Annotated in this window: 11 protein-coding genes; all 11 read left to right on the top strand. The window is 76.1% G+C overall.

Annotated elements, in window-relative coordinates; translation table 11 throughout:
- Positions 1 to 230: 230 nt before the first annotated feature.
- The 11 genes from ACFQ8Y_RS07245 (at position 231) to ACFQ8Y_RS07295 (ending at position 11563) form a co-directional block, all read left to right on the top strand.
- Positions 231 to 1763 (top strand): ABC transporter ATP-binding protein, encoded by a 1533-nt coding sequence (locus tag ACFQ8Y_RS07245; protein ID WP_430549685.1) that lies wholly within the window; start codon positions 231 to 233, stop codon positions 1761 to 1763.
- Between the two features lie 143 nt (positions 1764 to 1906).
- The gene (locus ACFQ8Y_RS07250; protein WP_430562718.1) at positions 1907 to 3193 is read left to right on the top strand and encodes an ABC transporter permease; all 1287 of its coding nucleotides are present in this window, start codon (positions 1907 to 1909) and stop codon (positions 3191 to 3193) included.
- Positions 3190 to 4488 (top strand): ABC transporter permease, encoded by a 1299-nt coding sequence (locus tag ACFQ8Y_RS07255; protein WP_430549687.1) that lies wholly within the window; start codon positions 3190 to 3192, stop codon positions 4486 to 4488. The genes ACFQ8Y_RS07250 and ACFQ8Y_RS07255 overlap by 4 nt, the downstream gene beginning before the upstream one ends.
- A gap of 2 nt (positions 4489 to 4490) precedes the next feature.
- Positions 4491 to 4919: a cytidine deaminase gene (locus ACFQ8Y_RS07260; protein ID WP_430549688.1), complete on the top strand. Its 429-nt coding sequence runs from the start codon at positions 4491 to 4493 to the stop codon at positions 4917 to 4919.
- A complete protein-coding gene (locus ACFQ8Y_RS07265; RefSeq protein ID WP_430585048.1) occupies positions 4916 to 6259 on the top strand; it encodes a thymidine phosphorylase in 1344 nt (447 codons plus the stop codon). The genes ACFQ8Y_RS07260 and ACFQ8Y_RS07265 overlap by 4 nt, the downstream gene beginning before the upstream one ends.
- 31 nt (positions 6260 to 6290) lie before the next feature.
- A complete protein-coding gene (locus ACFQ8Y_RS07270; RefSeq protein WP_430585049.1) occupies positions 6291 to 7127 on the top strand; it encodes a hypothetical protein in 837 nt (278 codons plus the stop codon).
- Between the two features lie 75 nt (positions 7128 to 7202).
- Positions 7203 to 7457: a hypothetical protein gene (locus tag ACFQ8Y_RS07275; protein ID WP_430585050.1), complete on the top strand. Its 255-nt coding sequence runs from the start codon at positions 7203 to 7205 to the stop codon at positions 7455 to 7457.
- Positions 7458 to 7476: 19 nt separating this feature from the next.
- Positions 7477 to 8592 carry an adenosine deaminase gene (locus tag ACFQ8Y_RS07280; RefSeq protein ID WP_430562711.1) on the top strand — a complete coding sequence of 372 codons (1116 nt, stop codon included), beginning with the start codon at positions 7477 to 7479 and terminating at the stop codon, positions 8590 to 8592.
- Entirely contained in the window at positions 8589 to 9332 is a 744-nt protein-coding gene (gene deoC, locus ACFQ8Y_RS07285; protein ID WP_430585051.1) for a deoxyribose-phosphate aldolase, read from the top strand. Before ACFQ8Y_RS07280 ends, deoC begins: the two co-directional genes overlap by 4 nt.
- An 8-nt stretch (positions 9333 to 9340) precedes the next feature.
- Complete coding sequence (locus ACFQ8Y_RS07290; RefSeq protein ID WP_430562709.1) at positions 9341 to 9988, top strand: ATP-binding cassette domain-containing protein; 648 nt, start codon at positions 9341 to 9343, stop codon at positions 9986 to 9988.
- A gap of 18 nt (positions 9989 to 10006) precedes the next feature.
- Positions 10007 to 11563 (top strand): DUF6297 family protein, encoded by a 1557-nt coding sequence (locus ACFQ8Y_RS07295; protein WP_430585052.1) that lies wholly within the window; start codon positions 10007 to 10009, stop codon positions 11561 to 11563.
- Positions 11564 to 11583: the final 20 nt, after the last annotated feature.

The raw sequence follows: 11583 nt of genomic DNA on the forward strand, positions 1-11583 counted from the left end.
GGGCGTCGTCCCAGCTCTATCTTCCCCCCCAAACCAGCGTGTAACCTCGGGCGTGGGCCCCAACCCCCCCCCCCCCCCGGGCGGGGGCCCCCCCCCGGGGGCCGCGCCACCGTCCGCACTCTGTGCGCCGTCCCGCGGCGCGGACGGCGACGAGGCCGCCCCGGTGAGAGGCTGGCCGCGGTGCGAGCTCCACGACATCCCGACGACCCGCGACCGATGGAAGGCAGAGCATGAGGCTCGAGCTGCGCGGCATCACCAAACGCTTCGGCGCCCTCGTGGCGAACGACCACATCGACCTCGTGGTGGAGCCGGGCGAGATCCACTGCCTGCTGGGCGAGAACGGCGCCGGCAAGTCCACCCTGATGAACGTGCTCTACGGCCTGTACCAGGCCGACGAGGGCGAGATCCTCCTGGACGACGAGGTCCAGGCCTTCGAGGGGCCCGGCGACGCGATGGCCGCCGGGATCGGCATGGTGCACCAGCACTTCATGCTCGTGCCGGTGTTCTCGGTCGCGGAGAACGTCATGCTCGGGCACGAGACCACCGGTGCCGCGGGGGTGCTGGACCTGGCCAGCGCGCGCTCCCGGGTCACGGAGATCGCGGACCGGTTCGGCTTCCAGGTCGACCCGGACGCCCTGGTCGAGGACCTGCCGGTGGGCGTGCAGCAGCGGGTCGAGATCATCAAGGCGCTCTCGCGCGACGCCGACGTGCTGGTCTTCGACGAGCCCACGGCCGTGCTGACCCCCCAGGAGACCGACGAGCTCATGGGGATCATGCGGCAGCTGCGGGACGAGGGCGCGGCGATCGTCTTCATCACGCACAAGCTGCGCGAGGTGCGCGCCGTCGCCGACCGCATCACGGTCGTGCGGCACGGCAAGGTCGTCGGCGAGGCGAGCCCCGGCGCGACCGACGCCGAGCTCGCGTCGCTCATGGTGGGCCGCGCCGTCGAGCTGACGGTGCGCAAGGACGCGGCCCGCACGACCGACAACGAGCTCGCCGTCACGGACCTCCGCGTCACGGGGCCCGAGGGCCAGGTGCTCGTGGACGACGTGAGCTTCACGGTGCGCGGCGGCGAGGTGCTCGTCGTTGCCGGCGTCCAGGGCAACGGCCAGACGGAGCTGACCGAGGCCCTCGTGGGCCTCCAGGAGCAGGTCGCGGGGAGCGTGCGGCTCGACGGCAAGGAGCTGGTGGGCCGCTCGGTGCGCCGGATCCTGCAGGCGGGGGTCGGCTTCGTGCCCGAGGACCGCAACGAGGACGGCCTCGTCGGCGAGTTCACGATCGCCGAGAACCTCGTGCTCGACCGCACGGACGGCCCGCCGTTCGTGCGCCGCGGCGCCCTGCAGCTCGCGCTGCGCGACGACTTCGCGCGGGAGAAGGTCGCGGAGTACGACGTCCGCACGCAGGGCATCGAGACGCGCGTCGGCCGCCTGTCGGGCGGCAACCAGCAGAAGGTCGTCCTCGCGCGCGAGCTGTCCCGCGAGCTGCGCCTGCTCGTGGCGGCGCAGCCGACGCGCGGCGTCGACGTCGGCTCGATCGAGTTCATCCACAAGCGGATCGTCGAGACGCGCGACTCGGGCATCCCGGTCGTGGTGGTGTCGACGGAGCTGGACGAGGCCGTCGCCCTCGCCGACCGGATCATGGTGATGTACCGGGGCCGCGTCGTCGGCATCGTCCCGGCGGACACCCCGCGCGACGTGCTCGGCCTGATGATGGCCGGCGTCGCGCCCGAGAGCGGCCCCGATCGAGAAGGAGACGCGGCGTGAGCGGCGAGACGCCCCAGGACCGGGCGCAGGACCGGGCCCAGGAACCGGCACAGGACCAAGGGCCCGACGTCGACCCCGACTCGCGGCTCGGCGAGGCGCTCGAGCAGGTCGACGCGACGGCCGAGCCCGGGCTCGCAGAGGAGCTGGAGCAGGAGGCGGCGCGCGAGCAGGCGGCCGTCGTCGAGGAGTCCGGCCAGCGGTGGCGCGACGCGTTGCGTCGCGCGACGTCCGGCGGCTGGGCCGTCGCCCTCGGCGCGATCGTGCTGGCGGTGCTGGCGGGGTCGATCCTCATCGTCGTCACCGACGAGAAGGTCCAGGCCGCGGCGCCGTACTTCTTCGCGCGGCCGGCCGACACGCTCGCCGCGGTCGGCCAGGCGGTGGGTGGCGCGTACTCCGCCCTGTTCCAGGGCGCGGTCTACAACTTCGGCGCGGACACGTTCGCGCAGGGGATCAAGCCGCTGACGCAGACGCTCGCCAACGCCACGCCGCTCATCGCGGCCGGCCTGGGCGTCGCCCTGGCGTTCCGCGCGGGGCTGTTCAACATCGGTGGCCAGGGCCAGATGCTCATGGCGGCCACCGCCGCCGGGTGGATCGGCTTCGGCGTCACCGGGCTCCCGTTCCCGCTGCACCTGCTGATCGCCCTCGTGGCCGGCGTCGCCGCCGGCGCGCTGTGGGCGGGCATCGCCGGCCTGCTGAAGGCCCGCACCGGCGCCCACGAGGTGATCGTCACGATCATGCTCAACTACGTCGCGTTCTACCTGCTGTCCTACCTGCTCTCCACGCCGGGGCTCATGCAGGCGCCCGGCTCCGCGTACCCGAAGACGCCGCCGATGCAGGACTCGGCCGTGCTGCCGTCGCTGCTCGGCAGCGAGTACAACCTCGACTGGGGCTTCGTGCTCGCGCTGCTCGCCGTCGTCGGGGTGTGGTGGCTGCTCAACCGCTCGAGCACGGGCTTCGCCTTCCGTGCCGTCGGCGAGAACCCCAAGGCCGCACGGGTGGCCGGCATCGACGTGCCACGGACCACGGTGCTCGTCATGCTCGTGGCCGGTGGCCTGGTGGGTCTCGCCGGGGCGCAGCAGGTGCTGGGCACGGTGACCTCCGGCTTCAGCACCGACATCGACGCCGGCATCGGCTTCGACGCGATCACCGTGGCGCTGCTCGGCGGGTCCTCGCCGTGGGGCGTGCTCGGCGCCGGCATCCTGTTCGGCGGCTTCAAGGCCGGCGGCTCCGCGATGCAGGCCGCCGAGGGCATCCCGATCGAGATCGTGCTCGTCGTGCAGTCGCTGATCGTGCTGTTCATCGCGGCGCCGCCGCTCGTGCGGGCGGTGTTCCGCCTGCCGCAGCCGGAGCGGACGCCGCGCCGACGGGAGAGCCGACGCGACCGCCGTCGGGCGGCAGGCGCGCAGGGCGCCGGGGAGGGACAGGCATGACCGCCACGACCGTCGACCAGCCCGGGGCCGCGGCCCCGGCCCCCGCGTCGCGCGCCACGGCCCCGGTGACGTGGAAGGCCGTCGTCGGCCTCGGCGTGGTCCTGGTCCTGTACGCGCTGCTGCTGCTCCTGGCGCCCCACGAGGGTTCCGCGCGGTTCGCGCTGTCGACCAGCACCGACTTCGTCGTCCTGTCGACGCTCGTCGTGCCCGCGATGGCCACGGCCTGGGTGTGCGCCGTCGTCGGGCTCGCCGTGCTGGCGTTCGCCGTCGTGCGCACCCGGGCCGGGCGACGCGTACCCGTGTGGGCGGTGGCCGTCTTCGCGGCCGCGCTGCTCGTCGGGTTCCTCGCCTGGGCGGGCGCGGGCAGCCCGCGCGACATCTCGGTGGTCGGGCTCCTCGGTGGTGCCATCGGCCTGTCCGTGCCGCTCGTCTACGGCGCGCTCGGCGGCGTCATCGGCGAGCGCGCGGGCGTCGTCAACATCGCCATCGAGGGCCAGCTGCTGGCGGGCGCGTTCGTCGCCGCGATCGTCGCGTCGCTCACCAAGAACCCGTGGGCCGGGCTGGTGGCGGCCGTGCTGGCGAGCGCCCTCGTGGCCCTGGTGCTGGCGCTGTTCACCATCACCTACCGGGTCAACCAGGTGATCGTCGGTGTGGTGCTCAACGTGCTGGTCATCGGCCTGACGAGCTTCTTCTACTCCGAGGTGCTGGTCCCGAACGCCGAGACGCTCAACTCGACCGTCCGGTTCCCGCGCCTGCCGATCCCCGGGCTCGAGAGCATCCCCGTGATCGGGCCGGTGCTGTTCAACCAGACCATCGTCGTCTACCTCATGTACCTCGCCGTGCCGGCGGTCTCGTACGCCCTGTTCCGTACGAAGTGGGGCCTGCGGGTGCGTGCCGTGGGCGAGCACCCCAAGGCGGCCGACACGGTCGGCATCGACGTGCTGCGCACCCGCTACCGGGCCGTCCTGGTGGGCGGCGCCGTGGTCGGGCTCGGCGGCGCGTTCTACACCGTGGTGTCGATCAACCAGTTCGGCCGCGAGATGACGGCCGGCGCGGGCTTCATCGCCCTGGCCGCGGTCATCTTCGGCAAGTGGGACCCGCTCCGGGCGGCCCTGGCCGGTCTGCTGTTCGGCTTCGCGACGAACCTGCAGAACGTGCTGTCGGTCGTGGGCTCGCCCGTCCCGAGCCAGTTCATGCTCATGCTCCCGTACGTGGTGACGCTGCTGGCGGTGGCCGGGCTGGTCGGCAGGTCCCGCGCGCCCGCCGCGTCGGGGACGCCCTACACCAAGGAGTAGCGATGGCGAGCACGAGTGGTCCGACCGTCGACTGGGAGGCGCTGCGCGCCGCGGCACGGGACGTCGTCGAGCGGGCGTACGTGCCGTACTCCGGCTTCCCGGTGGGTGCCGCGGCGCTCGTGGACGACGGCCGCGTGGTGGTGGGCTGCAACGTGGAGAACGCCGCCTACGGGGTGACGCTCTGCGCGGAGTGCTCGCTCGTGTCCGCCCTGGTCACGGGCGGGGGCGGCCGGCTCGTCGCGTTCACGTGCGTGGACGGCGCGGGGCGGACCCTCATGCCGTGCGGACGGTGCCGCCAGCTCCTGTGGGAGCACGGCGGCCCCGACCTGCTGGTGGAGTCCGTCCGGGGCGTGGTGCCCATGACCGAGGTGCTGCCGGACGCGTTCGGCGCACCGGACCTGGACCGATATCGCGAGGGGAGCGAGGCATGACCACGACGGGCAGCACGACGGGCAGCACGCCGGGCAGCGCGCCGGCCCACGAGGCGTTCGACGCCGTCGACGTCATCCGGACCAAGCGCGACGGGCACCCGCTCGAGGCGGAGCAGATCGACTGGGTGGTGGACGCCTACACGCGCGGCGCGGTCGCCGAGGAGCAGATGTCGGCCCTCGCGATGGCGATCCTGCTGCGGGGGATGACCCGCCCGGAGGTCGCGCGCTGGACCGGCGCGATGATCGCGTCCGGCGAGCGGATGGACTTCTCCGGCCTGTCGCGCCCCACCGCGGACAAGCACTCGACCGGCGGGGTGGGGGACAAGATCACGCTGCCGCTCGCGCCGCTCGTCGCGTCGTTCGGGGTGGCCGTGCCGCAGCTCTCGGGCCGCGGCCTCGGGCACACGGGCGGCACGCTGGACAAGCTCGAGGCGATCCCGGGCTGGCGGGCGGCGCTGAGCAACGCCGAGCTGATGGACCAGCTCGAGGACGTCGGCGCGGTGGTCTGCGCGGCCGGGGCGGGGCTGGCCCCCGCCGACAAGAAGCTCTACGCCCTGCGGGACGTGACGGGCACGGTCGAGTCGGTGCCGCTCATCGCGAGCTCGATCATGAGCAAGAAGATCGCGGAGGGCACCGGCGCGCTGGTCCTCGACGTCAAGGTGGGCTCCGGCGCGTTCATGAAGGACCTCGACGCGGCCCGCGAGCTCGCCCGCACGATGGTCGACCTCGGCACGGACGCGGGCGTGCGCACGGTCGCGCTGCTCACGGACATGGCCGTCCCGCTCGGCCGCACCGCGGGCAACGCGCTCGAGGTGCGCGAGTCCGTCGAGGTCCTCGACGGCGGCGGGCCGGCCGACGTCGTCGACCTCACCGTCGCGCTGGCCGTGGAGATGCTCGCGGGCGCAGGGAAGCCCGTGCCCGAGCCCGAGGTGCGAGCGGCGCTGGCCGACGGCCGCGCCAAGGACGTCTGGCGCAGGATGATCGCGGCGCAGGGCGGCGACCCGGACGCGGAGCTGCCCCGGGCACGGGAGCGGCAGGACGTGGTCGCGGACCGGTCCGGCGTCCTCACCCGGCTGGACGCCTACGCCGTCGGCATCGCGGCCTGGCGGCTGGGCGCCGGGCGCTCGCGCCGCGAGGACCCGGTGCAGGCCGGGGCCGGCGTCGAGCTGCACGCGAAGCCGGGGGACGAGGTCTCCGCGGGTCAGCCGCTGCTCACCCTGCACACGGACACCCCGGAGCGGTTCGACCGCGCCCGGGCGGCGCTCGAGGGGCAGTGGGCGGTCGACGACGCCGTGGGCGGCGACGCGGCCCGACCGCTCCTGCTCGACCGGATCGGCTGAGCGGCACGGGCTGGTCGGGACGGTCGGGGCGATGGCGGCGCGGACGGTGCGCGTGACGGACGTCCTCGCGCTCGTGGGCGCGTTCGCCGGGCCGGCGCCGGTGCCGCCGCCCGTCGGACGGTTCGGCCGCCCGGAGGTGCCCGGCGACCTCGTCCCGGCGCTCGACGCGCTCGCCCCGGCGGTGCGGGCACGGGTGCTCGACCCGCTCGGCCGGGAGGACCCACCGCCGGTCCCGGGGCGCCCGCGGACGCTCGTGCTCCCCGCGTCCGACGGCGTCGTCGCCCCCGCGCGCCAGGTCGACGAGCGGACGTGCGGCGCGGCGGTGCTGGCCCTCCTGGCGCTCGCGGGCGACCCCCGGCTCGCGCTCGGGCTGAGCCGCGGGCCGCACGGGGTCGGCGCCGCGTTCGCCGCCGCCCAGCGGGTGCTGCACGCGCGCGCGACCCGGGGACCGGGCGGCCTCCCGCTGTGGCCCGCCGCCCTGGGGACCCCGCCGTGGGGCGCGGCCCGCGTCGCCCGGTACGGCCGGGTGCGGTACGGCCACCGGGTGGTCGGCGGCCGCACGGCCCGCACGGTGCTGGGCGCCGCCGTGGAGGCGGCGGGCGCCGGCGTGCCCGTCCCGCTGTACACGGGTGGCGACCTCGCCGGCGGCGCGTCGACGGCGGTGCCCCGGCACGTCGTCCTCCTCACGACCGTGCGGAGCGGTGTCGCGACGGTCTACGAGCCGTCGGCCGGCCGGCTGCACGCGGTGCCGGTCGCCGGGCTCGTCGCGGGCGCCCGCGGGCGTCGGGACGACCGGCTGCTCGCCCCCGCGCTCGGCGGCTGGCCGCACGTGGTGTGGGCGCTGCTGCCCCGGGACGCCCGCGGCTGACCGGCTCCTCTGGCGCGTCGCGGGGGCCGGGTCCACGATGGGAGCGCACCGCCGTCGAGCGAAGGGACAGCCCCCATGAGCACCGCCCCGGACGACGCCTGGCGGGACGCCGGGCTGGAGAGCCCCGACGACACCACGAGCCTGGTCGAGGACGCCCTGACGGAGGACGCGCAGGGTGGCGAGGACGCTGCGGCCGGCGGTCGCGCGGAGGAGTACAAGCCGCGGCACGCCCGGCCCGACCTGGACGGCGAGGCCGCGGAGGCCGACGTCGTCGAGCAGAGCCAGGAGGTCCCCGGGCTCGACGATCCCGAGGCCTCCGGAGACGCGTGATCGCCGGTAGGTTGGCCCCATGACGCAAGCCCTCGTCGACCTGATCCCCGCCCTGCCCAAGGTGCTGCTGCACGACCATCTCGACGGAGGCCTGCGACCGCAGACCGTCCTCGAGCTCGCCGCCGAGGTGGGCCACGAGCTCCCGGCGTCGGACGCCGAGTCGCTCGGCACCTGGTTCGTCGAGGCCGCGGACTCCGGGTCCCTGGTGCGGTACCTGGAGACGTTCGACCACACCATCGCCGTCATGCAGACGGCGGACGCCCTGGCGCGCGTGGCGCGCGAGGCCGTGCTGGACCTCGCCGCCGACGGTGTCGTGTACGCCGAGCAGCGCTGGGCGCCGGAGCAGCACCTGTCCCGCGGGCTGACGCTGCCGGAGACGGTCGAGGCCGTGCAGGCGGGCATCGACGAGGGCATCCGCGAGGCGGCGTCGCGCGGGCAGATCATCCGCGTCGGGCAGCTGGTCACCGCGATGCGGCACACCGACCGCTGGCAGGAGATCGCGGAGCTCGCGGTCGCGTACCGGGACCGCGGCGTGGTGGGCTTCGACATCGCCGGCCCGGAGGACGGGTTCCCGCCGTCGCGGCACGTGGAGATCTGGCGCTACCTGGCCGAGCAGGACTTCCCGACGACGATCCATGCCGGCGAGGCGGCCGGGCCGGCCTCGATCGCGGAGGCCGTCCACCTGGGCCAGGCCGACCGGATCGGCCACGGCGTGCGGATCGTCGAGGACATCGCGTTCCACGAGGGGTTCGACGACGACGGCGAGCGGCGCGCCGAGCTGGGGCGTCTCGCGCACTGGGTGCGCGACCACCAGATCGCGCTCGAGGTGTGCCCCGTGTCGAACCTGCAGACGGGCGCCACGACGGCGACGTCCGTGGCCGACCACCCGATCACGCGGCTCAAGGAGCTGGACTTCGCCGTCACGCTCAACACGGACAACCGCCTCATGTCCCGCACGTCCATGTCGAACGAGATGACGCGGCTCGTCACCGAGGCGGGGTGGACCATCGACGACCTGGCCGACGTGACCCTGACCGCCGCGTGGAGCACGTTCATGCATCACGACGAGCGCCGCGCGCTGGTCGACGACGTCATCCTGCCGGGGTACCAGCAGGTCGAAGGGGCGCAGCGATGAACCGTTCGACGCCGTCTGCCGCCCGGCCCGGGCAGAGCGACCTGCCCGCCGACGCCCTCGCGCTCGCGCGGTTCGTCGACCACACGCTGCTCAAGCCGGAGGCGACCACCGCCGACGTCACCGCGCTGGTCGAGGAGGGCGTCCGGCTGGGCGTGTTCTCGGTCTGCATCTCCCCGACGTTCGTCGCGCACGCGGCGCGGGTCGCGGCCGGTCGCCTCGCGGTGGCGACCGTGTGCGGCTTCCCGTCGGGCAAGCACGTCAGCGCGGTGAAGGCGGCCGAGGCGGCCCGATCGGTCGCCGACGGCGCCGACGAGGTCGACATGGTGATCGACGTCGGCGCGGCCAAGGAGGGCGCGTTCGACGCGGTCCGGGCGGACATCGCCGCCGTGCGCGCGGCCGTGCCCGCCGAGCACCTGCTCAAGGTCATCATCGAGGCGGCCGCGCTCACCGACGACGAGATCGTCGCCGTCTGCCGGGCCGCGCGGGACGCCGGCGCCGACTTCGTGAAGACCTCGACGGGCTTCCACCCGGCCGGGGGCGCCTCCGTGCACGCGGTGGAGCTCATGGCCGGCACGGTGGGCGGCGCGCTGGGGGTCAAGGCCTCCGGAGGGGTCCGGACCCTGGACGACGCGCTCGCCATGATCCGCGCCGGCGCCACGCGGCTGGGCCTCTCCGGGACCGCGGGCGTGCTCGCGGGCTTCGCCGGGGGCGAGCAGGCCGTCGCCGGGTCCGGCTACTGACCGCCGGCGTGCCCGAACCGCTCGTCGACGTCCGCGCCGCCACGCGCACGCACGGCACCGTCCAGGTCCTCGGGCCGACGTCGCTGACGCTGGGGCCCGGCGAGGCGGCCGCCGTCGTCGGGCCGAACGGCAGCGGCAAGTCCACGCTGCTGCGCCTGGTCGCGGGCAAGGACGAGCCGACGTCGGGCGACGTGCGCGTCCTCGGCCTGCCCGCCGGGCAGGCGCGCCTGCGTCGGCGGGAGGACGTCGCGCTGCTGCTGGGCGGTCTGTCGGCGTACCCCGACCTCACGGTCGCCGAGCACCTGCGCCTCGTCGCGTCGGCCTGGTCGGGACGCCATCGCGGCCCCGACGTCGAGACCGCGCTCGCGGAGGCCGAGCTCGACCGCGTGCGCGACCAGCTCCCGGGGGAGCTGTCGTCGGGTGAGGGGCAGATGTTCGCCCTCGCGACGACGCTCTACCGGCCCGCCCGTCTCGTGCTGCTCGACGAGCCGGAGCAGCGGCTCGACGCGCGCTGGCGTGCCGTGGCGCGGCGTCTCGTCGCGGGCGCGCTGGACGCGGGCAGGGCGCTGCTCGTCGCGACGCACGACCCGGACCTGCGCGCCGACCTCGCCCGCCGCGGCCGCGAGGTCGAGCTCGCGGCGCCGGGGCCGCGATGAGGATGCGGTGACGGCGCGGTGACGGGCGCCCCCCAGGTCCCGGCGGGGCACGTCGACGACGGCGCCCGCGTGCCGTACCCGCGCTGGCGGCGCTGGGTCGGCTCGCTGCGGCGCCGGGCGCTCGTCGTGCGGGCCGCGGAGTCCGGCGGCGACCCGCACGACCGCGTCTACCTCGGCTACGGGGTGGTGCTGCTCGCGCTCGTGTACGGGCCGGTCCTGTGGAGCGCCCTCGCCCAGGCGGCCGCGGCGGTGCCGCTGCCCGACGCGGTGGAGGGGCGGGCGGCGGCGCTGCTCGCCGGGTGGGCGCTGGGGCTCGGCGTCGCGTGCCTCGCCGGGCTCGCCGCAGCCCGGGCCGGAGGCCCGCTCTGGACGAGCCGTGCCGAGGCGACCTTCGCGCTCTCCGGCCAGTTCCGCCCGCGCGACGTGCTGCGGCGGCGAGCCGTGCTGCTCGCGCTCGCGGCGGCCGCCGGCGGCGCCTTCCTCGCGACCGCGGCCGCGGCGGGGCTCGCGGGCGGGGCCACCGCGGGCGCACCGGGGCCCCTCCTCGTCGCGGGAGCGGGCGCCGCCCTGCTGGCCCAGGTGCCGGTGGCCGTCGGCGCGGCGGCCCAGGCCCCGGGTCGGCGGCGCGCGGCCGTCGGGGTCACCCTGCTCCTGCTGGTGCTCGGTCTGGTCGCGGCCCTGGGCACCGTGTCACCCGTCCCCGCCCTGGTGCCGTCGCCCGGTGCGCGGGCCGGGGCGGTCGCGGGCGTCGCGCTGGTCGTGGCCGTCGGGCTGGCGTCGGCGTGGCTGGTGGTCCGGGTGCTGCCGGGCGAGCTCGACGTCGACCGGGCGGCCGCGGGCCAGTCGCGCACGGTGACGGCCGGACGCGGCCTGGTGGGTGGCGACTCCGGGGCGGTCGCGGACGTCCTCGGGCCGCGGGCCTACGCCGGCCGGGCGGCGCGGCTCCCCGCGCGGCTGCTGCGCCGCGCCCCGCTGGTGGCGCGCGACTTGCTCGGGCTGCGCCGCCGGCCGGCGGCCCTGGTCGTCTCGCTCCTTGCGGGGTGCGCGGGGGCCGTGCTCGTGCGCCTCGGCGCGGAGGACGGGCCGGCGCTCGCGACCTTGGCGGGCGCCCTCACCCTGTACGGCGCGGCGCGGACCTGGACCGACGGGCTGCACGCGTTCGCCGCCCAGCCCCAGCCGGGCGCCCTCCTGCCCGGCACGGCGGCGCGCGCCGTCGCCGGGCACGCGGTCGTGCCCACGGTCCTGGGGCTGCTCGCCGCGGCCGCGGGAGCCGCCGGTGGGCGGGGCGAGGAGGCGGCCGCCGTCGTCCTCGTCGTCGTGCTGGTGCTGGCCGCGCGCGTCTGGGTGGCGGGCGCGACGGCAGCGCCGCCCGGCCTCTTCACGCCGATGATGACGCCGAACGGCGACATGTCCATGCTGGTGCTGGGCGCGTGGTACCTGCGCGGCTGGCTGGTCGTGGCGGCAGCCGCCTGGCTCCTCCAGCGTGCCGGTCCCGGTGCCGCGACGGCCGTGCTGGTGCTGGCGCTGGCGGCCGGGCTCGCCGCCACGGGGCTGCGGCGGTTCGCCCGGGCGTGACCCCGCACGCCGCTCCCGGT

Source organism: Isoptericola sp. NPDC056605 (assembly GCF_042792795.1).
Taxonomy (GTDB): domain Bacteria; phylum Actinomycetota; class Actinomycetes; order Actinomycetales; family Cellulomonadaceae; genus Isoptericola.

What these genes read in the sequence shown, in the direction of transcription:
- deoC (WP_430585051.1), top strand. Translation starts at nt 8,589, where the DNA reads ATGAACCGTTCGACGCCGTCTGCCGCCCGGCCCGGGCAGAGCGACCTG.
- ACFQ8Y_RS07275 (WP_430585050.1), top strand. Translation starts at nt 7,203, where the DNA reads ATGAGCACCGCCCCGGACGACGCCTGGCGGGACGCCGGGCTGGAGAGC.
- ACFQ8Y_RS07280 (WP_430562711.1), top strand. Translation starts at nt 7,477, where the DNA reads ATGACGCAAGCCCTCGTCGACCTGATCCCCGCCCTGCCCAAGGTGCTG.
- ACFQ8Y_RS07265 (WP_430585048.1), top strand. Translation starts at nt 4,916, where the DNA reads ATGACCACGACGGGCAGCACGACGGGCAGCACGCCGGGCAGCGCGCCG.
- ACFQ8Y_RS07245 (WP_430549685.1), top strand. Translation starts at nt 231, where the DNA reads ATGAGGCTCGAGCTGCGCGGCATCACCAAACGCTTCGGCGCCCTCGTG.
- ACFQ8Y_RS07260 (WP_430549688.1), top strand. Translation starts at nt 4,491, where the DNA reads ATGGCGAGCACGAGTGGTCCGACCGTCGACTGGGAGGCGCTGCGCGCC.
- ACFQ8Y_RS07255 (WP_430549687.1), top strand. Translation starts at nt 3,190, where the DNA reads ATGACCGCCACGACCGTCGACCAGCCCGGGGCCGCGGCCCCGGCCCCC.
- ACFQ8Y_RS07270 (WP_430585049.1), top strand. Translation starts at nt 6,291, where the DNA reads ATGGCGGCGCGGACGGTGCGCGTGACGGACGTCCTCGCGCTCGTGGGC.